The sequence below is a fragment of the Embleya sp. NPDC059213 genome (assembly GCF_042754445.1).
Lineage (GTDB): Bacteria > Actinomycetota > Actinomycetes > Streptomycetales > Streptomycetaceae > Embleya.
Genome location: NZ_JBHZAV010000004.1, coordinates 22420 through 49359 on the forward strand (window position 1 = coordinate 22420; position 26940 = coordinate 49359).

At 71.5% G+C, this 26940-nt stretch carries 28 protein-coding genes and 1 pseudogene; 13 read left to right on the top strand and 16 right to left on the bottom strand.

Features of this window, described 5'->3' with window-relative positions:
* Positions 1–69: 69 nt before the first annotated feature.
* From ACFXMF_RS02645 to ACFXMF_RS02670, 6 genes are all read right to left on the bottom strand, one after another.
* Positions 70–1071 (bottom strand): proline racemase family protein, encoded by a 1002-nt coding sequence (locus ACFXMF_RS02645; protein WP_379990580.1) that lies wholly within the window; start codon positions 1069–1071, stop codon positions 70–72.
* Positions 1071–2003: a dihydrodipicolinate synthase family protein gene (locus ACFXMF_RS02650; RefSeq protein WP_360317623.1), complete on the bottom strand. Its 933-nt coding sequence runs from the start codon at positions 2001–2003 to the stop codon at positions 1071–1073. The genes ACFXMF_RS02645 and ACFXMF_RS02650 overlap by 1 nt, the downstream gene beginning before the upstream one ends.
* Positions 2000–3313 (bottom strand): FAD-dependent oxidoreductase, encoded by a 1314-nt coding sequence (locus tag ACFXMF_RS02655; protein ID WP_379990581.1) that lies wholly within the window; start codon positions 3311–3313, stop codon positions 2000–2002. The genes ACFXMF_RS02650 and ACFXMF_RS02655 overlap by 4 nt, the downstream gene beginning before the upstream one ends.
* The gene (locus tag ACFXMF_RS02660; protein WP_360317618.1) at positions 3310–3597 is read right to left on the bottom strand and encodes a (2Fe-2S)-binding protein; all 288 of its coding nucleotides are present in this window, start codon (positions 3595–3597) and stop codon (positions 3310–3312) included. The genes ACFXMF_RS02655 and ACFXMF_RS02660 overlap by 4 nt, the downstream gene beginning before the upstream one ends.
* Positions 3594–4739, bottom strand: a complete 1146-nt coding sequence (locus ACFXMF_RS02665) for an FAD-binding oxidoreductase (protein WP_360317615.1) — start codon at positions 4737–4739, stop codon at positions 3594–3596. Before ACFXMF_RS02665 ends, ACFXMF_RS02660 begins: the two co-directional genes overlap by 4 nt.
* A 161-nt stretch (positions 4740–4900) precedes the next feature.
* Positions 4901–5938, bottom strand: a complete 1038-nt coding sequence (locus tag ACFXMF_RS02670; protein WP_379992893.1) for a glycerophosphodiester phosphodiesterase — start codon at positions 5936–5938, stop codon at positions 4901–4903.
* A 139-nt stretch (positions 5939–6077) separates the two neighbouring features.
* On the opposite strand from ACFXMF_RS02670, the gene ACFXMF_RS02675 reads away from it, so the two are divergent.
* Positions 6078–6251, top strand: a complete 174-nt coding sequence (locus ACFXMF_RS02675; protein ID WP_360317609.1) for a hypothetical protein — start codon at positions 6078–6080, stop codon at positions 6249–6251.
* Positions 6252–6432: 181 nt separating this feature from the next.
* Here the strand turns inward: ACFXMF_RS02675 and ACFXMF_RS02680 are convergent, their stop codons facing one another.
* The gene (locus ACFXMF_RS02680; protein WP_379990687.1) at positions 6433–7212 is read right to left on the bottom strand and encodes an SDR family NAD(P)-dependent oxidoreductase; all 780 of its coding nucleotides are present in this window, start codon (positions 7210–7212) and stop codon (positions 6433–6435) included.
* Positions 7213–7320: 108 nt separating this feature from the next.
* Between ACFXMF_RS02680 and ACFXMF_RS02685 the strand changes: the two genes are divergently transcribed.
* Positions 7321–8544 carry a TetR/AcrR family transcriptional regulator gene (locus ACFXMF_RS02685; RefSeq protein WP_379990686.1) on the top strand — a complete coding sequence of 408 codons (1224 nt, stop codon included), beginning with the start codon at positions 7321–7323 and terminating at the stop codon, positions 8542–8544.
* Here the strand turns inward: ACFXMF_RS02685 and ACFXMF_RS02690 are convergent.
* The 3 genes and pseudogenes from ACFXMF_RS02690 to ACFXMF_RS02700 form a co-directional block, all read right to left on the bottom strand.
* Positions 8528–8836 (bottom strand): molybdenum cofactor biosynthesis protein MoaE, encoded by a 309-nt coding sequence (locus ACFXMF_RS02690; RefSeq protein WP_380020501.1) that lies wholly within the window; start codon positions 8834–8836, stop codon positions 8528–8530. The genes ACFXMF_RS02685 and ACFXMF_RS02690 overlap by 17 nt on opposite strands.
* A pseudogene (gene moaA / locus ACFXMF_RS02695) lies at positions 8718–9629 on the bottom strand (GTP 3',8-cyclase MoaA); the annotation flags it as partial. The pseudogene moaA and the gene ACFXMF_RS02690, both read right to left, overlap by 119 nt.
* A 118-nt stretch (positions 9630–9747) precedes the next feature.
* Positions 9748–10551: an IclR family transcriptional regulator gene (locus ACFXMF_RS02700; RefSeq protein ID WP_360317601.1), complete on the bottom strand. Its 804-nt coding sequence runs from the start codon at positions 10549–10551 to the stop codon at positions 9748–9750.
* 106 nt (positions 10552–10657) lie between these two features.
* On the opposite strand from ACFXMF_RS02700, the gene aceB reads away from it, so the two are divergent.
* The 3 genes from aceB to ACFXMF_RS02715 all read left to right on the top strand — a co-directional run bounded on the left by aceB (position 10658) and on the right by ACFXMF_RS02715 (position 13388).
* Entirely contained in the window at positions 10658–12277 is a 1620-nt protein-coding gene (gene aceB, locus ACFXMF_RS02705) for a malate synthase A (RefSeq protein ID WP_360317599.1), read from the top strand.
* Between the two features lie 263 nt (positions 12278–12540).
* Positions 12541–12930: a gamma-glutamylcyclotransferase gene (locus ACFXMF_RS02710; RefSeq protein ID WP_360317597.1), complete on the top strand. Its 390-nt coding sequence runs from the start codon at positions 12541–12543 to the stop codon at positions 12928–12930.
* Positions 12931–13031: 101 nt separating this feature from the next.
* Positions 13032–13388 (top strand): hypothetical protein, encoded by a 357-nt coding sequence (locus tag ACFXMF_RS02715; protein ID WP_360317595.1) that lies wholly within the window; start codon positions 13032–13034, stop codon positions 13386–13388.
* A 143-nt stretch (positions 13389–13531) separates the two neighbouring features.
* On the opposite strand, the gene ACFXMF_RS02720 is transcribed toward ACFXMF_RS02715, so the two are convergent.
* The 4 genes from ACFXMF_RS02720 to uraD all read right to left on the bottom strand — a co-directional run bounded on the left by ACFXMF_RS02720 (position 13532) and on the right by uraD (position 16828).
* The gene (locus ACFXMF_RS02720) at positions 13532–14947 is read right to left on the bottom strand and encodes an 8-oxoguanine deaminase (RefSeq protein WP_379990685.1); all 1416 of its coding nucleotides are present in this window, start codon (positions 14945–14947) and stop codon (positions 13532–13534) included.
* Positions 14948–15072: 125 nt separating this feature from the next.
* Positions 15073–15987 carry a factor-independent urate hydroxylase gene (pucL, locus tag ACFXMF_RS02725; RefSeq protein WP_360317591.1) on the bottom strand — a complete coding sequence of 305 codons (915 nt, stop codon included), beginning with the start codon at positions 15985–15987 and terminating at the stop codon, positions 15073–15075.
* A gap of 5 nt (positions 15988–15992) precedes the next feature.
* The gene (gene uraH / locus ACFXMF_RS02730) at positions 15993–16334 is read right to left on the bottom strand and encodes a hydroxyisourate hydrolase (protein WP_360317589.1); all 342 of its coding nucleotides are present in this window, start codon (positions 16332–16334) and stop codon (positions 15993–15995) included.
* Positions 16331–16828, bottom strand: coding sequence for a 2-oxo-4-hydroxy-4-carboxy-5-ureidoimidazoline decarboxylase (gene uraD, locus ACFXMF_RS02735; protein WP_360317587.1), 498 nt, complete (start codon positions 16826–16828; stop codon positions 16331–16333). Before uraD ends, uraH begins: the two co-directional genes overlap by 4 nt.
* 302 nt (positions 16829–17130) lie before the next feature.
* Between uraD and ACFXMF_RS02740 the strand changes: the two genes are divergently transcribed.
* The 3 genes from ACFXMF_RS02740 to ACFXMF_RS02750 are packed head-to-tail and all read left to right on the top strand — an operon-like array spanning position 17131 to position 19214.
* Complete coding sequence (locus tag ACFXMF_RS02740; RefSeq protein WP_379990684.1) at positions 17131–17550, top strand: WXG100 family type VII secretion target; 420 nt, start codon at positions 17131–17133, stop codon at positions 17548–17550.
* Positions 17547–18719 (top strand): WXG100 family type VII secretion target, encoded by a 1173-nt coding sequence (locus ACFXMF_RS02745; RefSeq protein WP_379990683.1) that lies wholly within the window; start codon positions 17547–17549, stop codon positions 18717–18719. Before ACFXMF_RS02740 ends, ACFXMF_RS02745 begins: the two co-directional genes overlap by 4 nt.
* 12 nt (positions 18720–18731) lie before the next feature.
* Positions 18732–19214, top strand: coding sequence for a hypothetical protein (locus tag ACFXMF_RS02750; protein WP_379990682.1), 483 nt, complete (start codon positions 18732–18734; stop codon positions 19212–19214).
* A 707-nt stretch (positions 19215–19921) separates the two neighbouring features.
* Here the strand turns inward: ACFXMF_RS02750 and ACFXMF_RS02755 are convergent.
* On the bottom strand, positions 19922–20284 hold the full coding sequence (locus ACFXMF_RS02755; RefSeq protein ID WP_360317584.1) for a helix-turn-helix domain-containing protein: 363 nt from the start codon (positions 20282–20284) through the stop codon (positions 19922–19924).
* Positions 20281–20538: a thiamine-binding protein gene (locus ACFXMF_RS02760; protein ID WP_379990680.1), complete on the bottom strand. Its 258-nt coding sequence runs from the start codon at positions 20536–20538 to the stop codon at positions 20281–20283. The genes ACFXMF_RS02755 and ACFXMF_RS02760 overlap by 4 nt, the downstream gene beginning before the upstream one ends.
* Positions 20539–20723: 185 nt before the next feature.
* Here ACFXMF_RS02760 and ACFXMF_RS02765 point away from each other — a divergent pair, with 185 nt between their 5' ends.
* The 5 genes from ACFXMF_RS02765 (at position 20724) to allB (ending at position 26902) form a co-directional block, all read left to right on the top strand.
* A complete protein-coding gene (locus ACFXMF_RS02765) occupies positions 20724–21566 on the top strand; it encodes a hydroxypyruvate isomerase family protein (RefSeq protein ID WP_379990679.1) in 843 nt (280 codons plus the stop codon).
* Positions 21563–22483 (top strand): 2-hydroxy-3-oxopropionate reductase, encoded by a 921-nt coding sequence (locus tag ACFXMF_RS02770; protein ID WP_379990678.1) that lies wholly within the window; start codon positions 21563–21565, stop codon positions 22481–22483. The genes ACFXMF_RS02765 and ACFXMF_RS02770 overlap by 4 nt, the downstream gene beginning before the upstream one ends.
* 23 nt (positions 22484–22506) lie before the next feature.
* Complete coding sequence (gene gcl / locus ACFXMF_RS02775) at positions 22507–24198, top strand: glyoxylate carboligase (protein WP_379990677.1); 1692 nt, start codon at positions 22507–22509, stop codon at positions 24196–24198.
* 218 nt (positions 24199–24416) lie between these two features.
* Positions 24417–25562, top strand: coding sequence for a glycerate kinase (locus ACFXMF_RS02780; RefSeq protein ID WP_380020494.1), 1146 nt, complete (start codon positions 24417–24419; stop codon positions 25560–25562).
* The gene (allB, locus tag ACFXMF_RS02785; protein ID WP_360317568.1) at positions 25559–26902 is read left to right on the top strand and encodes an allantoinase AllB; all 1344 of its coding nucleotides are present in this window, start codon (positions 25559–25561) and stop codon (positions 26900–26902) included. Before ACFXMF_RS02780 ends, allB begins: the two co-directional genes overlap by 4 nt.
* Positions 26903–26940: the final 38 nt, after the last annotated feature.

Here is a 26940-nt window from a genome sequence, read left to right on the forward strand (position 1 = left end):
GGGCGATCACCGAGCGTGAGCATATTTCGGCTGGTCGCGCCCCCGGTCGTGCCCCCGGTTCGGCCGCCCTCACAGGCGGAACCCGGCCGGGAAGGGATCCTCGGGATCGAGCAGATACTGCGCGGTGGCGGTGATCCAGGCCCGTCCGGTGACCAGCGGAACCACGGCCGGATGGCCGCCCACCTCGGTGCGTTCCACCAGCCGCCCGTGGAAGCGGGTCCCGATGAACGACTCGTTGACGAACGGTTGTCCGATCGCCAATTCGCCGCGTGCGGCCAACTGGGCCATCCGAGCGCTGGTTCCGGTGCCGCACGGCGAGCGGTCGAACCAACCCGGGTGGATCGCCATCGCGTTGCGCGACAGCGTGGCGTCCGAGCCGGGCGCCAGGAACTGCACGTGGTGGCAGCCCGCGATCTTCGGATCCTCCGGATGCACCGGCCGGGCCTGCTCGTTGATCGCCGTCATGATCGCCAGCCCGGCCTCCAGGATGCGTCCGCCCTCGGCCCGGTCGAACGGCAGGCCGATCTTGTCGATCGGCAGGATCGCGTAGAAGTTGCCGCCGTAGGCCAGGTCGTAGCCGACCGAACCCAGACCCGGCACGTCCACGGTCGCGTCCAGGGTGTGGGCGTACGAGGGGACGTTGCGCAGGGTCACCGAGCGGGCCGCGCCGTCGCGGACCTCGACCTCGGCGATCACCAGCCCGGCGGGCGTGTCCAGGCGGACCGTGGTGACCGGTTCGACCACCTCGACCATGCCGGTCTCCACCAGCACGGTGGCCACCCCGATCGTGCCGTGTCCGCACATCGGCAGGCAACCCGACACCTCGATGAACAACACGCCGTAGTCCGCGTCCGGGCGGGTCGGCGGTTGCAGGATCGCGCCGCTCATCGCGGCGTGTCCGCGCGGCTCGTGCATCAACAGCGTGCGCAGGTCGTCCCGGTGGGCCATGAAGTGCACCCGCCGCTCGGCCATGGTGGCACCGGGCAGCACGCCGACGCCGCCGGTGATCACCCGGGTCGGCATGCCCTCGGTGTGCGAGTCGACCGCGTGGAAAACGTGTCGTGAGCGCATCAGGCCAGTCCCTCCGCGAGCGCCTTCTCGGTGAACTCGCGCACCGACGCCTCCTGTTCGGGCAACAACGGGAGCCGCGGCGCGCGACACGGGCCGCCGCGGCGCCCGGCCAGGTCCATCGACAGCTTGATCGACTGTACGAACTCGGTGCGCGAATCCAGCCGGAGCAGTGGATGCAACAGGCGGTACAGCGGCAACACGGCGCGCACATCGCCGCCGATCGCGGCGCGGTACAACTCGACGGTGGCCCGCGGGAAGACGTTCGCGTAGCCGGCGATCCAGCCGACCGCACCGGCCAGCCCGAACTCCAGCGCGACGTCGTCGCTGCCGATCAACACGTCCAGTCCGGGCGCGAGTTCGGCGATCTCGTAGGCCCGGCGCACGTCCCCGGTGAACTCCTTGACGCCGACCACGAGACCTTCCTCGTACAGGTCCGCGAGCAGTCGGGGGGTCAGGTCGACCTTCGTGTCGAACGGGTTGTTGTACGCGACGATCGGCAGGCCCGCGCGGGCCGCGGTGCGGTAGTGGTCGAGCACCGTGCGGGTGTCCGCGCGGTAGCTGTTGGGCGGCAGCAGCATCACCGCGCGGGCGCCCGCCTCGGCGGCCTGCTCGGCCCAACGCAGCGACTCCGCCGCGCCGTAGGCCGCGATGCCGGGCAACACCCGGTCGCCGCCCACCGCTTCGACCGCGACGTCGACCACCCGGGCCCGCTCGTCGGGCGTGAGCGACTGGTACTCGCCGAGCGAGCCGTTCGGGCAGACGCCGTCACAGCCGGAATCCACCAGCCAGCGCACATGTTCGGCGTAGGCGTCGAAGTCCACGGACAGGTCCTCGCGCAGCGGCAGCGCGGTGGCCACCACGACTCCGTGCCACGGCTGCCGGGTGTCGGGTCGGTCCGGACCGGCAGGGGAGGAGGCGGGATGCGGGCTCATGAGGCTCCTTGGGCTAGGTCTCCGAGACGGATGGGCACACCGATCGGACGAGTGGGTGCCGGCGCGGCGATCGGTCTGTCCAGCACGTCGGACAACACGCACGCGGTGGCCTCGGCGCACATCCGGCCCTGGCACCAGCCCATGCCGGCGCGGGTGAGCAGCTTGATCGAGCGCACGTCGTCGGCGCCGAGCCGGGCCGCCTCCTCGATGCGATCGCGCGGCACCTCCTCGCAGCGGCAGATCAGGGTGTCGGCGTGCGGCCAGGACGACCACCCGGGGCGGACCGGGTAGAGCGCGCGCAACCCGGCGGCGAACCGGGTGAGCGCGGCCCGGCGGCGCAACAGCGCGCGCGGCGGCGTCCGGCCGGCGATCGCGTACCCGGCCAACTCGCCCTCGACCTCCGCCAGATGCACTCCGCCGATGCCGGTGCTCTCGCCGGCGGCGGACAGCCCGGGAAGATCGGTCGCCTGTCGGGCATCGACCGCGACGAAGCCGTCCGGGGTGGTCGCGCACCCGAGTTGGCCCGCCAGTTCGAGTTGCGGGGTGAATCCGAAGCCGACCGCGAGGGTGTCGCAGGCCACTTCGGTGGACGTCCCGGGACGAGGTCGCCAGTCGGCGTCCAGACGGGCCACGGTGACCGAGGTCAGGCCGGTGTCGTCGCCGTGCGCGGCGATCACGGCCCGGCCGGTTCGGTACGGGATGCGCCGACGGGCCAGGGCGAGCGCGTAGCGGCCCGCCTCGACCACGCGCGCGGGGCTGTGCGGCGCGAGCGCGGCGGCCCGCGGCGTGGGTCGGGACGCCTCCAGCACGGCGCTCACCTTGACGCCCGCGTCGGCCAGCGCCACCGCGACCGGCAGCAGGAACGGACCGGTGCCGGCCACCACCGCGCGTCGGCCCGGCGCCACGCCGTTGCCCTTGATCAGGGCCTGGGCACCGCCGGCGGTGAGCACTCCGGGCAGATCCCAGCCGGGGAAGGGCAGTTGCCGGTCGTAGGCGCCGGTGGCCAGCAGCAGGTTGCGGCCGGTCACGGTCACCGGGCCGCCGTCCCGCTCGCCGGCCACGGCGTGCACGGCGAAGCCGTCGGCCGTGCGTTCGACCGCCCAGACGCGGTGTTCGGCGAGGTGTTCGACGGTGTGCAGGCGGGCGAGCGGCGGCCAGGCGGGCGGCCGACCGGCGCGGTGCCGGTGGTACTGGCCGCCCGCGCGGGAGCCGGCGTCCAGGACGGCGACCCGCAGGCCGAAGCGGGCGGCGGTGACGGCGGCGGTGAGGCCGGCGGGGCCGGCGCCGACGACGACCAGGTCGTGGGTCATGTGGTGCTCACCTCGTCGTCGGGGCGGGCGGTGACCAGGCAGGCCCGCAGGGAGGGGGTGCCGTTCACCGTGACCAGACAGTCGAAGCACACCCCGATGCCGCAGAACAACCCCCGCGGCTTGCCGGCGAACCGGGTGGTGCGCCAGGACCGGATCCCGGCGGCGAGCATCGCGGCGCCGACGGTCTGCCCGGCCTCCACCGGGACGGGCCGACCGTCCACGCCGATCCGGAAGTGGTCCGCGCCGGGCGGGTGGACCGGAGTGGGTTCGGATGCGCCGGTCACGAGGACACCTCCGCGAAGCGGGTCGGGGCGAATGGGGTGGAGTCGAACTCGGGGTCCTTGCCGGTCAGTCCCCGGGCGACGAGGTGCCCGGTGGCGGGCGCCAGTCCGACGCCGGCGCCCTCGTGACCGCACGCGTGCCACAGGCCGGGCACGCGCGGATCCGGGCCGATCACCGGCAGGTGGTCCGGGGAGTACGGCCGGAACCCCCGATAGGCGCGCAACACCGAGACGCCGGCCAGGAACGGGAACAGCTCGATCGCCTGCGCCGCCAGCCGGCGCAGCACCGGGACCGGGAACGAACGGTCGAAACCGACCCGTTCGCGGCTCGCGCCGATCAGGATGGTGCCGGACGGGGTGCCCTCGACCACGGCCGACGAGGCCAGGTCCGCGTCGTCGCCGGCGACGTCGCCCGCGTAGCTCGCGGCATACACCTTGTGTCGCACCATCGCCGGCAGCGGCTCGGTGACCAGTACGAAGCCGCGGCGGGGGAGAATCGGCAGCGACGCCCCGGCGAGCGCGGCCACCGCACCGGACCAGGTGCCCGCCGCGTTGACCACCGCGCCGGTGGCGAGTTCGCCGTGCGAGGTGCGTACGCCGAGCACCCGCCCGTCCCGCCCGAGCCGGAAGCCGGTGACGCTGACCCCGGTGTGCAACCGCACCCCCGAGCTCAGCAGCGCGGCGGCGGCCAGCGCGGGCTGCACCTGCGCGTCCTGCGGATAGTGCGTCCCGCCGGCCAGCCCCGGGGCCAGGTGCGGTTCGTAGGAGGCCAGGTCCGCAGCGTCCACGGCGTGCGCGGTGACCCCGCAGGGGCGCTGCGTGGCGGCGGTGGCGGCCATCGCGCCCGCCTCGGCCCCGGTCCGGGCGACGATCAGGCCGCCCTTGCGCTGGTACTCGAAATCGGGCCCGTCCTCGGCGAGTTCGGCCCACAGGCGGAGCGAGAGCAGGGCCAGGGCCAGCTCGGGTCCGGGCTCCTTGTCGGAGACCAGCAGGTTTCCCTCGCCGGCACCGGTGGTCCCGCCCGCGACCGGACCACGATCGAGCACGGTGACGGACAGGCCGGCACGGGCGGCGTAGTGGGCGCACGCGGCGCCGACGACGCCCGCGCCGATGACGACGACATCACTGGGACGGAGTTCGCTCACATCTGTAAAATGTCACATTGCCCTCACGAGGTAAAGGGTTTGCCGACGCCGGTCCGTGGACAGTCGGCCCGGCCGGCCGGGCCGAACCTCCGAGAAGAAGGCCCGCGGCCGGTTCCGGGAGGGTTACCCGGAATCGGCCGCGGGCCTCATGGTGCGTCGATTCAGGGTTTGCCGGTGCCCTTCGCGTGGTGCGTGGTGAGCCACGAGACCAGGTCGGCGGTCCGGTTCGTGATGATGCCGTCCACCCCCGCCTCGTCGAGCGCCGCCCACTCCTTGGGGTCGTCCGGCGTCCAGGCCAGTACCGCGATGCCGGCGGCGTGCAACTGCTGCACCAGTTGCGGGCGTTGCCGCAGGGCCTGGTAGGACGGGTTGTACGAGGCGAGGCGCAACTCCTTGGCCAGCGCCACCGGATCGGGGTCCAGCCGATCCCGGAGCAGTCCGAGCGGCAACTCGGGGGCGACGTCACGGGTGATCCGCAGCGAATCCACGTCGAAACTCTGCACGAACACCCGGCCGGACATGCCGGCGGTCCGTACCTCCTGGACGATCCGGGAGATCTCCTCCCGGGTGTGCGGGGTCTTGATCTCCAGGAGCAGCCGGCCGCCGTGCGTGCGCAGGTCGGCGAGTTGCTCGCGCAGGGTCAGTACATGGGTGCCGGCGAAGGACGGCTTGAACCACTTGCCGGCGTCCAGCGTGGCCAGGTGAGCAGCCGTCAGTTCGCGCAGGCGGCCCTTGCCGTTGGTGGTTCGATTCACGGTGGCGTCGTGCATGATGTGCGGGACGCCGTCGACGCTGGGCTGCACGTCGTTCTCGATCCAGTCCGCGCCCGAGCGCCGGGCCGCCTCGTCCGAGGGCAGCGTGTTCTCCGGGGCCAGGGTCGGCGCACCCCGATGTCCGAACACCATCGGCCGGGCGCCGGGTACGCGGATGTAGCTGCGGCCCTCGATCGCGGAGCCGCCCCGAGGGGTGTCCGGAATCCCCGCGGGCGGATGCGCGGCGGCGGCCGGCGGCGGCTTGGAGGGCGTGAGAGTGGCACCGGCCAAGGACGATTTCGCACCGTCGTGCAGGTAGGCGGGCACCAGGCATTGCACGCAACCGAATGCGAGGCCCAGGCCGGTCAGGGAGCCGACGATCCCTCGTTTGCTGCGGTGGAATCGCGTCCGGGGCCGGGGAGCGCGCCCGGGTGGGTCAAGGAGCATCCAGGCATCGTAGAAGCAATTTCGGGCTGCCATTCGCATTCGATCAACACGTTCGGTAGCTCTCGACATGCACCGCGTGACGATCGATGTGAGAGTGGATGACGACCGACCATCGGTTCTCCGTAGGAGGAAAACGGCCATGGCCAAGCAGAAGTCGAAACCTCACCTGCAGAACAAGAATTCGCTGTTCGTCGAAGCCGAGCGTGCCGACTCCGCACCGGCACCGGCAGCGGAGGCGACGGACACCCTCGAATCCCACAAGGCGGCCAGGCGCGGCAAGAGCGACCGGCCCAAGGGTCGCCCGAAGCGCTGACGGCCCGGCGTCCGCGGCCGGCGCCCCCGGGCACCGGCCCCGGACGATCCCCCCGAACCTCGCGGATGCCCGGGGGAGGGGCGTGAAGTCCCCACCGCCCCGCCCGGTACGCGCCCGCAGGCCCCGCCGACTTCGCGTCGGCGGGGCCTGTGGCGTGCCCGGGCCGGTGGCCGGATGTGCGCTACGGGCGGGTCGGTCCGTAGACCCGACCGGTCCTGGTGGATACGCTGCCGAACAGGCCGCGGGGGGTGAGTTTGGCCAACCCGACCACCGCCTTGTAGCGCAGGTCCGGCACGCTGACCGTGCGGCCCACCGCGAGGTCGCGGATCGCGGCGGCGACCACCCGATCGGCGTCCAACCACATCCAGTTGGGGATGTTGGAGGTGCCCATCCCGGCCCGCAGGTGGAACTCGGTGCGCACGAAGCCCGGACACAGCGCCATCAACCGCACACCGCTGCCCGCGAGTTCGCGGGCCGCGCCCTCGGTGAAGCTGACCACCCACGCCTTGCTCGCGCCGTAGGTGCCGCGCGGCAGGAAGGCCGCGACGGAGGCCACGTTGATCACCCAGCCGCGACCACGCTCGCGCATCGCGGCACTCGCGGCGGTGGTCAGCCGCAGCACCGCCTCGCAGTGCACCTTGAGCATGCGCACCTCGTCGGCCGTGGACGCGTCCAGGAAACCGCCCTTGTTGCCGAAGCCGGCGTTGTTGACCAACACGTCCACCGGTGCGACGCGATCGGCGAGCCGGGCCTCGACCGCCGCGATTCCCTCGTCCGTGGCCAGGTCCGCGGCCAGCACCTCCACCGGCACCCCGTGCTCCTCGCTCAGGTCGCGGGCGGATTCGGCCAGGCGTTCCCGGTCGCGCGCGACCAGGACGAGGGCGTGCCCCTCGTGGGCGAGTCGTCGGGCGAACGCGGCGCCGAGGCCCGAGGTGGCACCGGTGATCAGTGAGGTCGTCATGTCGCCCAGGGTAGTAACCGAACGCCCGAGGGCCCGATTCGCGCGTCGGCGGCGGGCGCGGCCGGCTGAAACAATGGCGCCGGGGCGGATCCCGGAAGGAAGTACGCGATGGCGGCTGCGGTGCGCAAGGTCGGTGGACACGTGCCACCGGCCCGGGGGACCCGACCACGCAATCGGCGCGCGCTGATCCTGGCCGCGGCAGCCGAACTGTTCCACCGCCGCGGGTACGCGGACGTGGGTATGAGCGACATCGCCGAGGCGGTGGGCATGGGACCGTCGGCGCTGTACCGGCACTTCCGGAGCAAGCAGCACCTGCTCATGCAGGTCGTGCTCGACGGGGTCGCGCCGGTGCGCGACGCACTGGCGCGCAGCGCGGTCGAGGATCCGGACACCGTGCTGCGTGCGGTGGTCGCGGTCACCCTCGACCATCGCGAGGTCGGCGTGTTGTGGCAGCGCGAGGGCCGGTTGTTGCCGGCGGCGGAGCGGGCCGAGGTCCGGCGCGAGATCCGCGCGGTGACCGCCGTGGTCGCCGGGCTGATCCGGACCGCCCGGCCGGAGTTGTCGCCCGAACAGGCCGAGTTGCTCGCGTGGTGCGGCCTGGGCGTGCTGCTCAGCCCGTCCTTCCATCACATCGAACTCCCGCGTCCGGAATATCTGCGGCTGCTGGTGGAGTTGGGCCGGGCGGCGGTGGCCGCGCCGCCCGCCGAACTGGTGCCGATGGCCCGTCCGCCGGCCGGGCTGGTGCTGCGCTCGCGCCGCGAGGCGTTGCTGACCGCGGCCGTACGGATGTTCGCCGAGCAGGGGTACGCGGGCGTGGCCATCGAGGACATCGGCGCGGCGGCCGGAATCGCGGGCCCGAGTGTGTACAACCACTTCGAGAGCAAGGGGGACCTGCTCTCGGCGGCGGTGACCCGGGGCATCGAGTGGTTGGCGATGGACATGACGCGCGCGCTCGCCGGCGCCGCGGATCCCGAGACGGCGCTGCGCGTCCTGCTGGCGGCCTACATCCGATTCGCGGCCGAACACAGCGACCTGGTCACGTTGTTGCTCACGGAGGTCTCGCACCTGCCGACGCCGGCTCGGCATCGGGCCCGGCAGGCGCAGTCCGACTACCTGATGGAGTGGGTGCACCTGTTGTGCGCGGTGCGCCCGGAGTACGCGACGGCGCCCGCCCGGATCCGGGTGTACGCCGCGCTGACCGCGATCAACGACGTGGCGCGCACCCGCCATCTGCGGGACACCGCGGGGGTGGCCGCGACGCTTGCCACGGTGGCCGGTGCGGTGCTCGGGCTGGATCCGGTCGGGCCGCCGGCGCTCAGTGCTCGCAGTTGACCCGGCCCCGGGCGCCGTCGAGGTAGGTCTGCCGCTTCCAGATCGGCACCTCGTGCTTGATCCGGTCGACCGGTTCGTGGCAGGCCGTGAAGGCCGCCGCGCGATGTGCGGTGGCGACCGCCACGACGATCGCGCTGTCGCCGACGAGCAGGTCGCCCACTCGGTCGGGTCGAGGCGATCTCGTCGTCGTCCGCGCCCGAGCGCAGCAGGCCGCGCAGGTCGGACTCCTCGCGGGCGAACAGGCAGGTGCGCAACTGTCCGTCGGAGGTGAGGCGGACCCGGTCGCACGCACCGCAGAACGGCCGGGTCACACTCGCGATCACGCCGACCGCGGCGTCGGTGCCGGCCAGGTGCCACTCCTCGGCGGGTGACGAGTCGTCCCGGGGCACGGCGGAGAGGGTGAAGCGTGCGGCCAGTCGGTCCAGTACCTCGGCCGCGGTGATCGTCAGGTCGCGATCCCACGCGCCGTGCGGATCCAGCGGCATCTGTTCGATGAAGCGCAGTCGGTAGCCGTGCTCGATCGCCCCTTCGACCATCGGCACGATGTCGTCGTCGTTGAGCCCGCGTACCGGCACCGTGTTGACCTTGACCGGTGCGAGGCCGACCGCGCGTGCCGCGCGCAGCCCGGCGAACACGTCCTCGATCCGGTCCCGGCGGGTGAGCCGGGCGAACCGCTCGGGCCGCAGCGTGTCCAGGCTGACGTTGACCCGCCGCAGACCCGCCGCGTGCGCAGTGCGGGGGCCAGGGCCGCCGGCCGGACTCCGTTGGTGGTCAGCGACGGTTCGGGAGCCCGGGGCAGGCCGGCCAGATCCGCGATCAGCGCGGGCAGATCCGGCCGCAACAGCGGTTCGCCGCCGGTGAGTCGCACCGTGCGGATGCCCGAGGTGGTCCACCGCGATCCGGACCAGGCGGGTGGTCTCCGCACGGGTGAGCAGGTCGTCGGCGGGCAACCAGGGCAGGCCCTCGGCGGGCATGCAGTACGTACAGCGCAGATTGCACCGGCCGGTCAGGGACACGCGCAGGTCGGTGTGCACACGAGCGAACCGGTCGAGCAGCGGAGCGGGTGGCGCGAAGGGGTGGGACATGCCCGCCAGTAGAGCCGCCGGGCCGGCGAGGGTCCACGGGCGGAACGTACGAGAGCCGGTCGGCGCGGGTGCGGGCGGTGTGGTGGATTCATCCGAAGGCGCGGACCGGGCGCGGGTGTCAGTTCGTGGGCATCGACTCCGGGGCCGGTTCGGTGCCGCCCAGGCGCGCGCCCAGCCGGACCGCGATCTCCTGCATCCTGGTGGTCATCCAGCGCTCCTCCATCGCCCGGATCCGGCCCTCGGGGCCGGACACGGACAGCGCGGTCGCGGTGGGCGCTCCCGGCACCACGACCGCGACGCAGCGCACGCCGAGTTCCTGTTCCTGGTCGTCGATCGCATAGCCCTGGGCCCTGATCCGCGGGAACTGGGCGAGCAGCTCGGCCGGATCGGTGACGGTGTGTTCGGTGTGCGAGGTCAGTGGTCGACCGCCGAGCACGCGGGCGGCGTCCGCCTCCGGGAGTTGGGCGAGCAGGATCTTGCCCACCGCGGTGCAGTGCGGCTGTACGCGCCGGCCGACCTCGGTGAACATCCGCATCGAATGCCTGCTGGGCACCTGGCCGACATAGACCACCTCGCCGGCCTCCAGCACCGCGAGATTGGCGGTCTCGCCGGTGGCCTCCATCAGTTCGGCCAGGTACGGCCGGGCCCAGCCGCCGAGCAGGCGACCTGCGGTCTCGCCCAACCGGATCAGCCGCGGGCCCAGGGTGTAGCGGCGAGAGGCGTCCTGGCGCAGATATCCCAGCGACACGAGCGTGCGTACCAGGCGGTGGATGGTGGGCATGGGCAATCCTGAACGCGCGGCGAGTTCGCTGAGCGTCAGCACTCCGCCCGCGTCGGCGAGCAGTTCGAGGAGGTCGAACGCGCGTTCCAGGGACTGGACGCCACCGCTCGTGCCGTTGCTACGTGAGTCGAGTGCGGCCACGGCATGATCCTTCGTCGAGAATATTTCAACAAGTTGTTGAACTTCCGTTTCCCGGAAACTAATGTCCACTCTACAAAAGAGCGTCGACGGCGAGGGAGAGCCACCCATGAGTGCACCGGCCATCGTGGTCAAGCACGGCACGGCGACCGGCGGCTCCGTGCCGCGAGCGGACGAGGTGCTCACCACCGAGGCGCTGCGTTTCGTGGCGAGCCTGCAACGCAGGTTCGGCGGCCGTCGCGACGCGTTGCTCGACCTGCGCCGGGCCCGACGCGAGGAGATCGCCCGCACCGGCCGGCTCGACTTCCTGCCGGAGACCGCCGAGGTGCGGGCCGCCGACTGGCGTGTCGCCGAGGCGCCGCCCGCGCTGCGGGACCGACGGGTGGAGATCACCGGCCCGGCGGATCGCAAGATGACCATCAACGCGCTCAACTCCGGCGCCCGGATCTGGCTCGCCGACTTCGAGGACGCGTCGGCGCCGACCTGGCACAACGTCGTCGCGCATCAGCTCAACCTGATCGACGCCTACGACCGGCGGATCGACTTCTCCACCGCCGAGGGCAAGAGCTACCGGCTGCGCCCGGACGACGAGTTGGCCACCGTGGTGATGCGCCCGCGCGGCTGGCATCTGGACGAGCGGCACGTCCTGGTCGACGGAGTGCCGGCCGCCGGCGCGCTGGTCGACTTCGGGCTGTACTTCTTCCACAACGCGGCCCGCCTGCTCGACCGGGGCCTGGGCCCGTACTTCTACCTGCCCAAGATCGAGAGCCACCTCGAAGCCCGGTTGTGGAACGACGTGTTCCGGCACGCACAGGACCTGCTGGACATCCCGCGCGGTACGATCCGCGCCACCGTGCTGATCGAGACGGTCACGGCCGCGTTCGAGATGGACGAGATCCTGTACGAACTGCGCGAGCACGCGTCGGGTCTGAACGCGGGCCGCTGGGACTACCTGTTCAGCATCGTCAAGAACTTCCGCGACGCGGGCGACGCGTTCGTCCTGCCGGACCGCAACGCGGTCACCATGACCGCGCCGTTCATGCGGGCGTACACCGAACTGCTCGTGCGCACCTGCCACCGGCGCGGGGCGCACGCGATCGGCGGGATGGCGGCGGTGATCCCCTCCCGACGCGACGCGGCGGCCAACGCGGCGGCGCTGACCAAGGTGCGCGACGACAAGGACCGCGAGGCCGGCGACGGCTTCGACGGCTCGTGGGTGGCGCACCCCGACCTGGTGCCGGTCTGCCGCGAGGCGTTCGACGCGGTGCTCGGCGATCGACCCAACCAGATCGAACGCACCCGGGACGACGTCGAGGTGACGGCGGATCAGCTCCTGGATGTGGCGTCGGCCGAGGGGTCGCCGACCGGGGCCGGGCTGCACGCGGCGGTCGGGGTCGGGCTGCGCTACCTGGAGGCGTGGCTGCGCGGATACGGGGCGGTCGGCGTCTTCGGCCTGATGGAGGACGTGGCGACCGCGGAGATCTCCCGGTCCCAGGTCTGGCAGTGGATCAACAACGGCGTGGTGCTCGCGGACACCGGCGAGAAGGTGACCGCGGACCTGGTCCGGCGCCTGGTCGTCGAGGAACTGGGCGCACTGCGCGAGGACATCGGTGACGACCGGTTCGAGGCGGGCCGCTGGACGGCCGCCCGGGACCTGTTCCTCAAGGTGGCCCTGGCTGCGGACTTCGTCGACTTCCTCACCCTGCCGGGATACGAACTGCTCGACTGAGGCGGGCTGTTCGCCGATCCCCCCAATGCCGGGACGGCCGGGTCCACCCCGGCGGTCGTGGGGCGCGTCCAATCGGGCGGGCCCGGTCGTTCCGCAGCTTGGCACCGTGTTTTCGGGCGCGGGCGACGTCGCGCCGGTACCGCCGGTGCCGAGATCGCTCGCGTCGACACCGCTCGCGCCGACGCTGTTCGTGCGGGCATCGCTCATGCCGACACTGCTCGCGCCGACGTTGTCCGTGCGGGCATCGAACAGGAGGCAGCACAATGGCACGGATGTTCCTCAACGGCCAGGCGATGGAGGGTGGTCCGTTCCACCATCACCTGGCGGGTGCGCCGCTGGTGGCCAAGACCCGTACCGCGCCCGGCTATCGCTTCTTCTCCATCGGCGACCGTTGTCCTGGTCTGTTGCCCGATCCGGCGAGCGAGGTGCAGATCGCGGGCGAGGTGTACGAGGTTCCGGACGAGGTGCTGCGCGACAACCTCCTGCCGACCGAGCCGGCCGAGCTGGAGTTCGGGATCATCAAGCTGGAGGACGGCTCGGCCTGCTTCTCGATGATCCTGCGGCGCGGCGAATTGCAGTCGGGCCGGCACAAGGAGATCACCGAGTTCGGTGGCTGGCGCGCCTATTTGCGGACGCTGGGGCGTGAGGCGTAGTCCGGCTTCGAGCACGCGGGGCGGGTCCGACCCGGGTCGGCGTGGGTTGCGCCGGGTCGGTGCTGCCCAATCCCGACAATCGGGGCCCATATGATCTTGGCATGACTGCCGCGAACCCGGCCCTGGCCGCCATCCTCGACCGCGCCGACGACTCCGAGATCGACCCTGCCGACCTGCTCGCGGAGATCGTGGCCGGCGGGGTGGTCGTCGCGATCGACGACACCGAGTCGGTGGTCTTCATTCGCGGCCGGGACGGGCAGCCGTGGTTGCCGGCGTTCGTAGACGCGGATACGTGTGCCCGGGACGTGCCGCATGGCCGGCCGTACTCGTGCGACGCGGCGCGACTGGTCGACATCGCCGGGCGGACCGGGGTGCGGACGATGACGGTGGCGTCCGCGACGCAGTGTGCGACGGTGCCGCTGGCGCTGGTGGCCAAGGCGGTTGCGGCGCGGGACTGAGGTGCCGGCGCGGGCCGACGCGCGGCCGAAGTCCCGGGGGCCTCGGCCGCGTGACGGCAGGTCAGGGGATGACGGTGGTGTGTCGGGGCGCCGGCGCTCGGGCCTGCCGGTCCGCCGGTCCGCCGGCTCGGCGGTTCGGCCGTTTACGCGGCGCGCAGCCGGGCCGCCGCGTGGGCGACGTTGCGGGCGATCTCCTCCTCGTCGACCCGGGAGAGGTGCCCCTGTTCGACCACCTCGCGGCCGTTCACCAGCAGCAGGGTCAGCGGTGCCGCCGCACCCAGGACCAGGGCCGCGACCGGGTCGACGATCCCCGAGTGCAGTACGCCGTCCACCCGCCACATGGCCAGGTCGGCGAGCTTGCCGGGCTCCAACGAGCCGATCTCGCGCTCGCGACCGAGCACCTTCGCGCCGCCCATCGTGCCCAGTCGCAGTGACTGACGGACCGTCATCGCCGCCGGGCCGCCCCGCAGCCGGGCGATCAGCAGGGCGTTGCGCAGTTCCGTACCCAGCTCGCCCGACTCGTTGGAGGCGGTGCCGTCGACGCCCAGGCCGACCGGCACGCCGGCGGCCACCATCTCCGGCACCCGGGCGATGCCCGCGGCGATTCGGGCGTTGGAGGACGGGCAGTGCGCCACGCCGGTGCCGGTGGCGGCGAACTTGGTGATGTCCGAGTCGTTCATGTGCACGCAGTGCGCCATCCACACGTCCTCGCCCAGCCAGCCCACGCTCTCCAGGTAGTCGGTGGGACCCATGCCGAACCTCTCCCGGCAAAACGCCTCCTCCTCCACCGTCTCCGACCCGTGGGTGTGCAGTCGCACGCCCTTGGCTCGGGCCAACTCGGCTGCTCCGCGCAGGAGTTCCGGAGTGACGGAGAACGGAGAGCAGGGCGCGGCGGTGACTCGCACCATCGAGTCGAAGGACGCGTCGTGCCATCTGTCGATCGCCCCGGCGGTCGCGGCGAGTGCCGCGTCGGTGTCCTCGACGCACGCGTCCGGGGGCAGCCCGCCCTGCGACCGGCCCAGGTCCATCGAGCCGCGGGTGGGCTGGAAGCGCATGCCAAGTTCGGCCAGCGCGCGGATCTCCGCCCCCAGGATGTCGCCGCCGTCCTTGGGGAAGACGTACGCGTGATCCGTGGAGGTGGTGCAGCCCGAGCGCAACAGCGCGGCGGCCGAGCCCTGTGCGGCGGCGTAACACATCTCGTCGTCGATCTTCGCCCAGGTGGGGTACAGCGTCACCAGCCAGTCGAAGAGGTTGCACTCCTGGGCGAGGCCGCGGGTGATCCACTGGTAGAAGTGGTGGTGGGTGTTGACCAGGCCCGGGGTGACCAGGTGGCCGGTTCCGTCGACCCGGCGCACCACGTTCTCCAGGCCGGCCGGGGCGGCTCCGGCGCCGACCGACTCGATGCGGTTGCCGGCGGTCACGATGTGGCCGAAGGCGTATTCGGTGTCGCGTGCGTCGACGGTGGCGATCGCGCAGTTCTCGATGACGACGCGCCCGGTGGCGGCGGACGTCGCGGCGGAGTTCCCTGCGGCGTTCCCGGCGGAGGTCCCTACAGACATGGGCAGTCCCTTTGCGGCAGCGGTCCGATGTGCGAACGTACCGCCGTCTGGTCCTGCCTGCTGCGGGCCCCGGAGGCGGGACGGCGGATGAGAATCCTCCGGGGTAATGCCCGAGCAGTGTGTGTTCAGTCCACCGGAATCAGCGGAGTGACGCCCTCGCGGTGCACCGTGCCCTCGATCAGACCGTAGGGTCGGTCGGCGGCGTAGTACACCTCCTTGTCGTTCTTGACGCCGATCTGCTCCATGTCGACGAGGAAGTTGTGCTTGTTCGGCAGGGACAGCCGAACCTCGTCCACCTCGTGCCGCCCGGTCAGGACCCGGTTGGCCATCGCGTACAGGGTCTGCTGGAGCGAGTAGGAGTAGGTCTCGGCGAACGCCTCCAGCAGGTGTCGGCGCACCTGGGCGTACGAGCGCTCCCAGTTCGGCTCGACCGCGTCGTCGCCCGCGTCGAAGGAGAACCGCCAGCGGGCGGTGACCTGGGTCGCCAGGATCCGGTCGTACGCCTCCCGGAGCGTGGTGTATCGGTCCTTGATGTAGCCCCAGAACTCGGAGGACGTCGTGTTCATCACGATCAGGTCCTTGAGCCCGGATATCACCCGGACCCGCCCGTGTTCCCAGACGATCTCGGTGGTCCGGGTCTCGCCGCCGTCGCGGACGAACGAGTGTTGGATCTCGTCCGCGCCGATGAAGCGGTTGCGCGAGGGAGCGGCGGGGATCCGGTTCCACGGGTACTCCTCGATCCGTACCCGGGCCCGGGTGATCGAGGGCTGCGACTCGACGAAGTGCCGGGCCAGGCGCACGCCGTAGCCCTCGGCCGAGTCGATGCCGTGTTCCCGTGCGAAGGCGAACACGGTGTTCTTCATGGTGTCGGTCGGCAGCACGTTGTCGTTGCCGCCGGTGAAGTGGGTGTCGGACAACTCGCCCGACAGTGCGACGCTGACGTTGAGGTCCTTGACCTCGTGCCGTTCGGTGTCGCGGCGGACCCGCACCACGCGGGTCTCCGCCTTTCCGTACTGATTCTGGCCGAGCACCATCGGCATGCCTGTCAGCTCCCTCGATAAACGGAGTATCCGTACGGGTTGAGCAAGAGCGGTACGTGGTAGCGCGTGCCGGGGTCAGCGGTGAAGACCACCTGGACCTCCGGGAAGAACGGCGTCTCGCCGCGGGCACGGCGGTACGCGGCGACGTCGAAGACCAGCCGGACGTCGACCGGTCCGGCGTCGGGTCGAACACCCAGCGGAGGCAGGTCCGGGCAGCGGCCGTCGGCGTCGGTGGCGGACGTGCCGAGCACGGTCCACGTTCCGTCGGCCGCGCGCCGGGACAACTCGACCGGGACGTCGGTCGCCGGTCGGCCCTCGCTGGTGTCCAGGATGTGGGTGGAGATCACGTGGAGATCAGCCCTTCCAGACGCAGGCGGTTGATCTTCCGCAACTCCTCGCGGGTGACCTCCCACTCGAACGCCGGTTCGTTGTCGAGTCGGTGCCGCAGTTCGGCGAGCATCTCCGCGGCGCTGCGACCACTCGCGCAGATCAGGAAGACCCGGCCGAACCGGTTCTCGTACGCGATGTTCCCGGCCCGCAGTTCGGCCAACACCGCGTCACCCGCCCGGTGGACGCCCGACTGTTCGCGCGCCGACTGCGGATCGTCGTGGCGCGGGCGGCCGATCACGGCATGGCCGTCGATCGCCTCCTGGAGATCGGCGGCGGTCAGTGCGGCGACCGCCTCGTCGGAACTCGTGTACAGCTTGTCCGGCTCCCCGTACGGCCGGCCCGCGAGCACTGCGCCGATCCAGGCGCCGCTCGCACAGACCTCGCCGAGCAGCCGAATCGCCTCGTCGGTGGACGCCTCGTCGAGCCTGTCGAGTCCTGGCGCAGATGACATCTCGGGAACCTCCCCACTGGGCGGGCACCCCACCCGGAGTCGAACGCCGCACCGGAGCGGGCACCCCGATGCGACGATGGCCGGAACGCTAGGCGCTCCGAATCACCCCCGTCAACAGTTTGTTGAAGCCGATCACCCACCCGACCGAACGTCGGCCGCGCGCAAACGGATCAAACGGAATCACCGACTCCGTAAGCCGACGGACCGGGACACACTCGGAGTAATCCACGCTCATTCCTCACGCGCTGTGCTAGCTTCGTCGCGATTCATGCGACAGGCGTTCGAAGTGGGCGGGGGAGCTCATGCCTGATGGGCATTTCGGGGTCGATTTCGGCTGGCTCGATCGACTCGCGGGCGACTTGCGGCAGGGCACGAACGTGCTCGAACAGTCGCTGGACGCACTCAAGGAGACCGGCCCGATTCGCACCGGGCACAAGGATCTGGACCACGCGTGCGGCAAGTTCCACGACAACTGGAACCACGGCCTGAAGTTCATGCGAGAGGACCTCGGGCACGTCGCGGACGCGATCCGGATCGCACGGGCGAACTACACGCAGACCGAGGGCGCGGTGCAGTCGGTGTTCAGGTTGCCCGGCGCGCCCGGTGCGTCGCAGGTGGGCCCCGACGGGTCGAGTGCGGGTTCGGTGCCACAGGCCGCTACCGCAGCGCCTGCCGCTCCTGCGCGCAGCACGATTCGGTCAGTGCTCAATCCCGAGTCATGAGTTCGGACGAGGACTACCTCTGGGCGGTCCAGCGCGCCGGTGGCGGGCTGGGCGGTCTCGGTGGGGTCGTGGTCGCGGATCCGAACTTCCCTGGTCTGCTGGTGAATCCGACTCCGGGCATTCCTGCGGCGGTCAGCGCATTGGCGTCGAACGTGCAGCGTGCGGTGGATCAGTCCGCGACCATTCTGAACGCCATCGATCAGGCCGTGGGGGCCACCGCCGCATGGACCGGCCCGGCGGCCGACGGCATGCGGGCTCGACTGTCGGTGCTGCGGCCGAAGTTCGTCGGCATGGATGCCGCCTTCACGTCGACACGAGCCGTCCTGCAGGCATGGGCCGACCAGTTGAGCCACCTGCAACAGCGCGCCGCCGGCCTGGAGTCGGAGGCACGCGCCGCCAGGGCGCGGATCGCCCAGGCCAAGGACGCGGGGGACGTCCCGTTCTTTGTCTACGAGCGCATGTCCGACGCGGATCGACAACGGGTGGTGGCGGCCAAGGCCGAGAAGGACGCTGCGAAGGCGGCGCTGAACGAGGTCCTCGGTCGGGCGGCCCGACTGCACCGTGAGCACGAGATCGAGGCGAAGGCCGCCGCGGTGGTGATCAAGGCTGCCGCCGAGAAGGGGCCGAAGGCGCCGGAGCACAAGGGCGCCCTCGAACAGGTCGGGGATGTGCTCAACGATGTGGGTGACATCACCGGAGTGGCCGGAACCTCCCTCGGACTGTTGAGCCTTGGTCTCGAGTTCACGGCGGGTCCGGGTGCGGCGCTTCCCGTTGCCTTTGTGGCGGCGGGCTTTGCCGGGTTGTCCCTGGTACTGCACGGTTCCGCGGACCTGATGGGGGCATCGGTCCCCGGATACACCTACTTCACGGATGCATTCGGAGCCTTGCCGCTCATTGCGCTCAGCAGTGCAAGCCCGGTGTTGCTGGCGGGCGCCGTCATCTCGGTTCCCGTCGGCCTCGCCACAGGTGTCATCGACGTTTCCACTGCGGCCGGCTGGATCACCGGAGGCGATCCGATCGAGCAGGCGTGGAATCGCGTGTTCGGCGAAGGCGGAGGCGGGAAGAAGGCGGAGCCGGTGCCGGTGTTGACTCAACAGGATCGCGCCTTCGTCGAATCGCTCCAACGTGAACAACAGCGGCTTGCCCTGACTCCGAAATTCGCGAAGTGAGAGCGGAGCAACGTGACCGAACGGATGCATCCATCCGAGTACCGGCTCGAATTCGCATTGCCGGCGCCGTTCGGGGCGGTACCCGTGACCGCCGGACATTTTCTGGCTGCCCATGCTCTGGCTCGGGTCGAGGGGCGTGTCGGGATCACCGCTGCCTACCTGACCGGTCGGTTTCGGTCGGGTCCGGCTCCGGTTGCGGATGCGAACGATGCGAAAGCAAGGTTTCACACCTTCGAGGTTCCGGTTGGCAGATGCGTGGTTCGCCTCGGTGCCTGGGAGGGAGATCCCAATCCCGTCTCGGGAATTCCCGCGGAGGTTCCCGGACTTCGGGTGCGGACGGCTTGTGCGGTCGTCGAGGTCGGGGCGGATTCCGGGCTGTCGGTCGAACTTCTGCTCGGTGTGTTGAGCTTCGACGACTGGGAGTATTACTGCGACGCGCTGATGCGCCTGTTGTTCGGTATGCGCTTCGTGCACGGTATCGACCGGGAGGAATGACCGCCGTGTTGTTGGTGGTGCTGGTCGCAGAGGTCGGGGCCGGGATCGCGGGTGGGGTCTGGCTGTGGATGCGCTGTCGTCGGCCGAGTGCCCGGATCTCCGGGGGACTTCGCGAGCGTTGGAAGTTGGCCGATGCACTCGGCTCGACGGATCGGGCGAGCAGGCGTGTCGACCCGCGGCTGATGTCGCATCAGGAAGTGCTGGAGAGTGCCGGCGCACAGGGCTACGCGGTCGAGCGGTGGGAGGCCGATGGCTCCGGGGGCGTTACGTATCACTTCGTCCGAGCGGTGGCGTTTCCGATCCCATGCAGTATCCAGCGCATGCGGTTTCGCCAGGATCAGGCGCGGAGGCATCGGCGATGACGAAAGTTGTCGTGGATGTCGGGGTCGTCGTGGTGGCGGTTTTCTGGGTCGCGTACTGGCAGCTCCGTCGGCGCGGGTGGCCTCGGGAGCGGCTGCTGCGTGCGGTGAGGGGGCGTTTTCATGGTGCCGGATGTGTGCATATCGCCATGCGGGCCTATCCCGTCCCGCCGGAGGAGATCATCCGCATCGGTGCCGAGCGAGGCTACGTGTATGCGGGAACGTCCGCCCAGATGATGGCGTTTCGGCGGCGCGACCGAGTGAATTCGAGTGCGGTGCCCCGGTGGCGGGGGGTCCTGGTGATGCACGGGTGGTCGCGGAGGAGGCGGGGCCCTCGGCCCTGAGAGGTCAGGGGCGGGTTTCGCGGTTGAGGTAGTTGTAGACGGTGAAGCGGCTTACGCCCAGGGCGGCGGCTACGGTTTCGACGCCGTGGCGGATGGTGAAGGCGCCGCGTTGTTCGAGGGTGCGGACGACGCGTTGTTTGGCTTCGCGGTCGAGGTCGGCCAGGGGGCCGTATTGGCGGGCCGCGTCGCCGAGGAGGCGGTCGAGGGCGCTGTCCAGGCCGGGGAGGCGGACGGCGACGACCGGTTCGCCCTCCCAGTCCAGGATCACGTCCTCGGGGCCGGCCTCCTCCGGGGCGACGAGGCGGGCGCCGATCGCGGTCACCAGGGGCTTGATCGCGGCGGACAGCGGGTGGTCGGCGGGGGTCACGCGTGGCCTCCCGGTGCTTCCGGCACGGTGGTGACCTGTACCGAGATCCGGCTCGCGCCGACGCCGAGCGCGCCTCGCAACACCCGGTCGAGTGCGGCGAGGACGGCGTCCGCCTCGCCCTCGGCGGTCGTGCCGAACGGGCCGACCTCCACGTCGAGGCCCGCCTCGTCGATGACCCGTCGGGCCTCCAGGGCATGGGCCGGCATGCCGTCCAGGTCGAACGGTTCGGTCGAGAACTCAATCCGCAATCGCACGCCCGAACCCTAGCGCCCGCTCCCGGATCGGCGCCCGGCGTGCGGCGGCGAGCTCCGGCGAGTGGACCGCGCCGGGACCGGACTGCCACGGTCGACCTTGACAAACTGTTGAAGGCGCATGGCATGATTCCGATGAGCAGAATCTTACTTCCGCATTGTGGAACCGACGTGGAAGGGGTGATCCCGTGAGCGCTCGTGGACTGCGCTTCGACATCAATCTCTCGATCCTCTTCACCGAGCTCCCGCTCCTCGAACGGCCCGCTGCCGCCGCGTCGGCCGGCTTCACCGAGATCGAGCTGTGGTGGCCCTTCGCCGGCCCGACCCCCGCCGACGCCGAACTGGACGCGCTCTCCCGGGCGATCCGCGACGCCGGCGTCGATCTGGTCGGACTCAACTTCGACGCCGGCGACATGCCCGCCGGCGACCGGGGCCTGCTGTCCCGGCCCTCCGGGTCGGCGCGCTTCCGGGACAACATCGAGGTCGCGACCGGCTTCGCCGAGAGCCTGGGCTGCCGCGCGCTCAACGCGCTGTACGGCAACCGCGAGGACGGCGTGGACCCGCAGGCCCAGGACGAACTGGCCCTGGAGAACCTGGCCTCGGCCGCCCGGGCCGCCCATCGCATCGGCGCGGTCGTACTGATCGAGTCGATCAGCGCGCCGGAGAACCCGCGATACCCGCTGGTCACCGCCGCCGACGCGGTGGCCGTCGTGGACAAGGTCAACGCCGAGACCGGGCTGGGCAACACCACCTTCCTGTGCGACCTGTACCACCTGGCCCGCAACGGCGAGGACCTCGCCGCCGTGATCGACACGCACGTCGACCGGTTCGGCCACGTGCAGATCGCCGACACCCCCGGGCGGGGCCAACCCGGCACCGGCGAGCTGGATTTCGAAGACCTGTTCCGCCGACTCGTCGCCGCCGGGTACACCGGGCGCGTCGGCCTCGAATACAAGCCCGTCGGCCCGAGCGCGGACAGCTTCGGCTGGCTCCCGCGCGAGCTGCGCGGCACCGAGGGAGGGGCCGGATGACCGGCACGAGCAAGAGCGTCGCGTTCATCGGACTGGGCATCATGGGCGGCCCGATGGCCGCTCACCTGGTCCGGGCCGGCCATCGGGTGACCGGCGTCAACCTGGAACAGGACGCGGTGGACCGGCTGATCGCGGCCGGCGGCCGGGGCGCGGCGAACATCGCCGAGGCGGTGCGCGACGCGGACGTGGTGATCACCATGGTCCCGGCCGACCCGCACGTCGAGCAGGTGATGTTCGGCGCCGACGGCGTGTTGGCCGCGGCCCGGCCCGGCACCCTGGTGATCGACATGAGTTCGATCAAGCCCGGCACCTCGATCGCGGTGGCCGAGGCCGGCGCCGAGCGGCGACTGCGGGTGCTGGACGCGCCGGTCAGCGGGGGCGAGGCGGGCGCGATCGAGGCGGTGCTCTCCATCATGGTCGGCGGCGAGGCGGCGGACTTCGCCGCCGCACTGCCCCTGTTCGAGGTGCTCGGCAAGACCGTCGTACACGTCGGGCCGCACGGTGCCGGTCAGACGGTCAAGGCGGCGAACCAACTGATCGTCGCCGGCAACATCCAACTCGTCGCCGAGGCACTGCTGTTCCTCGAACGCGCGGGAGTGGACACCGAGGCCGGCCTGCGGGTGCTCGCCGGCGGCCTGGCCGGCAGCACCGTCCTGGACCGCAAGGCCCGGGTGATGCGCGAGCGCGACTTCAGACCCGGATTCCGCATCGACCTGCACCACAAGGACATGGGCATCGTCACCGAGTCGGCCCGCGAGTTCGATCTCGTGCTGCCGCTCGCCGGCCTCACCGCGCAACTGGTCGCGTCGCTGCGCGCCCAGGGCGGCGGCGGCCTGGACCACTCCGGTCTGCTGCTCGGCCTGGAACGGCTCAACGGCGGCTCCGACGACAGTAGTTCGAAGCAGGGAGACAACTGATGGCACCCCGTCGTGTTCCGGTCATGAACGCCGTCGTGGAGGTGCTCGCGTCCGAAGGCGTGGACACCGCGTTCGGCTGCCCGGGTGCGGCGATCCTGCCGCTCTACGCGGCCCTGGAAGCGGTCGGCGGCATCGAGCACCTGATCGTCCGGCACGAAGAGGGCGCGACCCACATGGCCGACGGCTGGGCCCGCACCAACGGCGGGGTCGGCGTGGCGATCGGCACCTCCGGCCCGGCCGGCACCAACATGATCACCGGCCTGTACACCGCGCTCGCCGACTCCATCCCGATCGTGTGCATCACCGGCCAGGCCGTCTCGAGCAAGCTGCACCAGGAGGCGTTCCAGGCGGTCGACATCGTGGAGATCGCCAAGCCGGTGACCAAGTGGGCGGTGCAGGTCAAGGAGGCCGCACAGGCGCCCTGGATCTTCCGCGAGGCGTTCCGGCTGGCCCGCTCCGGCCGACCCGGCCCGGTGCTCATCGACCTGCCGCTGGACGTGCAGAAGCAGGAGATCTGGTGGGACTCGGAGGTGGACGCGCCGCTGCCGGTCACCGAGGTGCTGCCGCACCAGCCGCGTGTGGAGGCCGCCCTGGACCTGCTGCTCGCCGCCGAGCGCCCGCTACTGCTCTCCGGCGGCGGCGTGATTACCGGCGAGGCGCACGAGGAACTGGTCGAACTGGCCGAACTGCTCCAGATCCCGGTCCAGGTCACCCTGATGGGCAAGGGCTCGATCGACGAGAACCACCCGCTCTACAGCGGGATGACCGGCGTGCAGACCTCGCAGCGCTACGGCAACGCCTCGTTCCTGGAGTCCGACCTGGTGCTCGCGCTCGGCGCGCGCTTCGGCGACCGGCACACCGGCACCCTGGACGTCTACCGAGGCACCCGCACGTTCATCCACGTCGACATCGAGCCGACCCAGCTCGGCAAGGTCTTCGAGCCGGACCTGGGCATCGTCTCGGACACCCGGCACTTCCTCCAGGCGATCCTGGCCACCGCGAAGGAGCGCCGCATCCGCCGCGAGGCCGGCGCGTGGGTCGCCCGGATCCGGGAGCTGCGCGCGACGCTGACCCGGCGCGAGGACTTCGACAGCGTGCCGATCAAGGCGCCGCGCGTGTACAAGGAGATCAACGAGATCTTCGACGAGGACACCTACTTCGTCACCGCGATCGGCCTCTACCAGATCTGGGGCGGCCAGCACCAGAAGGCGTACAAGCCGCGCCACTACCAGGTCTGCGGCCAGGCGGGCCCGCTCGGCTGGGAGATCCCGGCGGCGATCGGCGTCAAGAAGGCGCTCAAGCACAGCGACCCGGACGCCGAGGTGGTCGGCATCGTCGGCGACTACGGCTTCCAGTATCTGGTCGAGGAACTCGCGGTCGCGGCGCAGTACAACGTGCCGTTCGTGATCATCATGATCAACAACGAGTACCTGGGCCTGATCCGGCAGGCGTCCATCCCGTACGAGATGAACTACCAGGTCGACATCCACTACGACGAGGTCGGCACCGACAACGTCAAGTTGATGGAGGCGTACGGCTGTTCGGGCCGGCGGGTGGTCGAGCCGGACGAGATCGCCCCGACCGTCGAATGGGCCCGCAAGGAGGCGCGCCGCACCTCGCGCCCGGTCCTGGTCGAGATCATGATCGAGCGCGAGGCGAACACGCCGCACGGGCCCGCGATCGACGCGGTCAAGGAGTTCGAGCCGGTTCCGTAGTCGGACCCGGCGCGACCGAACCGGAGCGGGGCGGGCCGAATCGGCCGGACCGTCTCCCGGGGTTCGTCCCGCTCCCCATCGATTCCGCCCGGTGACGTCGACCCATTCCAGGTGTCGTGCCCGCGTCGCCGGGCGGTTTCCCGGCCCTGTCCTCTCCCCGGTCGCGGCAGCCACGTAGTTGACTGTTGCCTCTGCCGGCACACCCGAAGGAGCAGCGCATGGGACCGGTCGTCGTCCTGGCCCCCGACAAGTTCAAGGGGACCCTGACCGCGGTACAGGCCGCGACCAGGATCGGTGCCGGGATCCGGCGGGGTCGCCCGGACGCGCAGGTGCGGATGTTGCCGATCGCCGACGGCGGGGAGGGCACCGTGGACGCGGCGGTGGCGGCCGGCTTCGCGCGCGTCCCGGCGCGGGTCGCCGGTCCCACCGGGCGGCCGGTCGCGGCGGCGCTGGCGGTGCGCGGTCGCACGGCCGTGGTCGAGTTGGCCCAGTCCTCGGGGCTCGCGCTGCTTCCGGACGGGCCCGCGCCGCTGACGGCGGACACCGCCGGGGTGGGCGAGCTGATCGCCCGGGCGCTGGAGCTGGGTTGCACCCGGATCGTGCTCGGGCTGGGCGGCTCGGCCTCCACCGACGGCGGGTCGGGGTTGGCTCGCGCGCTGGGGGTGCGCCTGTTGGACGCGGCGGGCGCGGAGTTGCCGCCCGGCGGGGCCGCGCTGCTGCGCCTGGACCGGATCGAGCGGGGCGACCTGGCGGCCCGGCTGGCCGGCGTCGAGGTGGTGATCGCCTCGGACGTGGACAATCCGCTGCTCGGCCCGAAGGGTGCCGCAGCGGTGTACGGGCCGCAGAAGGGCGCCACGCCGGAGGACGTACGGGTACTGGACGCCGCGCTCGCGCGCTGGGCCGAGGTGGTCGCGCCCGAACTGACCGAGGTGCCCGGCGCGGGAGCCGCGGGCGGGGCGGGCTACGGCGCGCTGGCGTTTCTCGGCGCACGGGTGCGGCCCGGCATCGCCGTGCTGCTCGAACTCCTCGGTTTCGACGAACTGCTCGACGGAGCACGGCTCGTGGTCACCGGGGAGGGCAGCCTGGATCGGCAGACCCTGCACGGCAAGGCGCCGGCGGGGGTGGCCGCCGCCGCCCGGGCACGGGGTGTACCCGTGGCGGTGGTGTGCGGCCGCGTCGAGTTGAGCGGGGTCCAACTCGACGCGGCCGGCATCGTGGCGGCCTACGCGCTGGCCGACCTCGGCCCGGACAGTATGGCCAATGCCGACGAACTCGCGGAGCACGCAGGCGAGTTGCTCGCCAAGGACCTGCTGGGAGAGCAGCCCGCCCACCCGCGCACGGCGGACTCGGAGGACGCGTCGTGACCCACACCCCCACGCTCGTATTGCGCTCGCGCCGAGTCTTCACGCCGGCCGGTGAGCGGCCGGCCGACGTGGTCGTGGCCGGCGATCGGATCGTGGACGTGCTGCCGCACCGCACCGCGACCGGCGCACCGGTCGAGGAGCTGGGCGAACTCGCCCTGCTGCCGGGCCTGGTGGACACCCACGTGCACATCAACGAGCCGGGCCGCACCGCGTGGGAGGGCTTCACCAGTGCGACCCGGGCCGCGGCCGCCGGCGGCGTCACCACGCTGATCGACATGCCGCTGAACTCGATCCCGGCCACCGTCACGGTCGACGCGCTGCGGGTCAAGCAGGAGGTCGCCCGCGGCCGGGTCTACGTGGACGTGGGCTTCTGGGGCGGCGCGATCCCGGGCAACACCGACCAATTGGAGCCGCTGCATCGGGCCGGCGTGTACGGCTTCAAGAGTTTCCTCGCGCCGTCCGGCGTCGACGAGTTCCCGCACGTGAACGCGGCCGAACTGGACCGGGCGCTGACCGAACAGGCCCGACTGGGCGCGCTGGCCATCATCCACGCCGAGGCGCCGCACGTGCTGGACGCCGCTCCACAGGTACCCGGCCGGGCGTACGCCGACTTTCTGGCCTCCCGACCGGACGCGGCGGAGACCGTCGCGGTGGAGCAACTGCTCGACACCGCCGGGCGCACCGGTGCCCGCGTACACATCCTGCACGTGTCCTCGGCCGAGGTGCTGCCGCTCCTGGACGCCGCCCGCGCGGCCGGGATCGCGGTCACCGCCGAGACCTGCCCGCACTATCTGACCCTGGTCGCCGAGGGTGTCCCGGCCGGTGACACCGCGTTCAAGTGTTGCCCGCCGATCCGCTCCCGGGACAACCGGGACCGGCTGTGGCGCGGGATCGAGGCGGGTTCGTTCGCCGCCGTGGTCTCCGACCACTCGCCGTGCACCGCCGATCTCAAGCGGCTGGACGTGGGCGACTTCGCCGCGGCGTGGGGCGGGATCGCGTCGCTGCAACTGGGTCTGCCCACGGTGTGGACCCAGGCCCGGGCCCGCGGTATCGCGCTGGCCGACGTGGTCGCGCTGATGTCCGCCGGTCCGGCCCGGCTGGTGGGCCTGGCCCGCAAGGGCGCGATCGCACCCGGGTACGACGCCGACCTGGTCGCCTTCGATCCGGACGCGGTGTTCACCGTGGACCCGGCCGGGCTGCACCACCGCAACCCGGTCACCCCGTACGCGGGCCGCGCGCTCACCGGCGTGGTCCGCACCACCTGGCTCGCGGGCGCGCCCGTGGACGTGCACGGCAGCCCGCGCGGGCGGCTCCTGGACCGGACGGAGACCGCCTCGTGAGCACCGCCGGGACGCGCCACCGACGCGGCCACGGCCCG

Bases quoted from the DNA above. Each gene is read 5' to 3' on its own strand.
- ACFXMF_RS02680 (WP_379990687.1), bottom strand. From the start codon at position 7,212: ATGACGACCTCACTGATCACCGGTGCCACCTCGGGCCTCGGCGCCGCG.
- ACFXMF_RS02745 (WP_379990683.1), top strand. From the start codon at position 17,547: ATGAGTTCGGACGAGGACTACCTCTGGGCGGTCCAGCGCGCCGGTGGC.
- aceB (WP_360317599.1), top strand. From the start codon at position 10,658: ATGAGTGCACCGGCCATCGTGGTCAAGCACGGCACGGCGACCGGCGGC.
- ACFXMF_RS02675 (WP_360317609.1), top strand. From the start codon at position 6,078: ATGGCCAAGCAGAAGTCGAAACCTCACCTGCAGAACAAGAATTCGCTG.
- ACFXMF_RS02685 (WP_379990686.1), top strand. From the start codon at position 7,321: ATGGCGGCTGCGGTGCGCAAGGTCGGTGGACACGTGCCACCGGCCCGG.
- ACFXMF_RS02780 (WP_380020494.1), top strand. From the start codon at position 24,417: ATGGGACCGGTCGTCGTCCTGGCCCCCGACAAGTTCAAGGGGACCCTG.
- ACFXMF_RS02715 (WP_360317595.1), top strand. From the start codon at position 13,032: ATGACTGCCGCGAACCCGGCCCTGGCCGCCATCCTCGACCGCGCCGAC.
- ACFXMF_RS02720 (WP_379990685.1), bottom strand. From the start codon at position 14,947: ATGTCTGTAGGGACCTCCGCCGGGAACGCCGCAGGGAACTCCGCCGCG.
- ACFXMF_RS02650 (WP_360317623.1), bottom strand. From the start codon at position 2,003: ATGAGCCCGCATCCCGCCTCCTCCCCTGCCGGTCCGGACCGACCCGAC.
- gcl (WP_379990677.1), top strand. From the start codon at position 22,507: ATGAACGCCGTCGTGGAGGTGCTCGCGTCCGAAGGCGTGGACACCGCG.
- ACFXMF_RS02710 (WP_360317597.1), top strand. From the start codon at position 12,541: ATGGCACGGATGTTCCTCAACGGCCAGGCGATGGAGGGTGGTCCGTTC.
- ACFXMF_RS02645 (WP_379990580.1), bottom strand. From the start codon at position 1,071: ATGCGCTCACGACACGTTTTCCACGCGGTCGACTCGCACACCGAGGGC.
- ACFXMF_RS02655 (WP_379990581.1), bottom strand. From the start codon at position 3,313: ATGACCCACGACCTGGTCGTCGTCGGCGCCGGCCCCGCCGGCCTCACC.
- ACFXMF_RS02740 (WP_379990684.1), top strand. From the start codon at position 17,131: ATGCCTGATGGGCATTTCGGGGTCGATTTCGGCTGGCTCGATCGACTC.
- pucL (WP_360317591.1), bottom strand. From the start codon at position 15,987: ATGCCGATGGTGCTCGGCCAGAATCAGTACGGAAAGGCGGAGACCCGC.
- ACFXMF_RS02770 (WP_379990678.1), top strand. From the start codon at position 21,563: ATGACCGGCACGAGCAAGAGCGTCGCGTTCATCGGACTGGGCATCATG.
- ACFXMF_RS02670 (WP_379992893.1), bottom strand. From the start codon at position 5,938: ATGCTCCTTGACCCACCCGGGCGCGCTCCCCGGCCCCGGACGCGATTC.
- uraD (WP_360317587.1), bottom strand. From the start codon at position 16,828: ATGTCATCTGCGCCAGGACTCGACAGGCTCGACGAGGCGTCCACCGAC.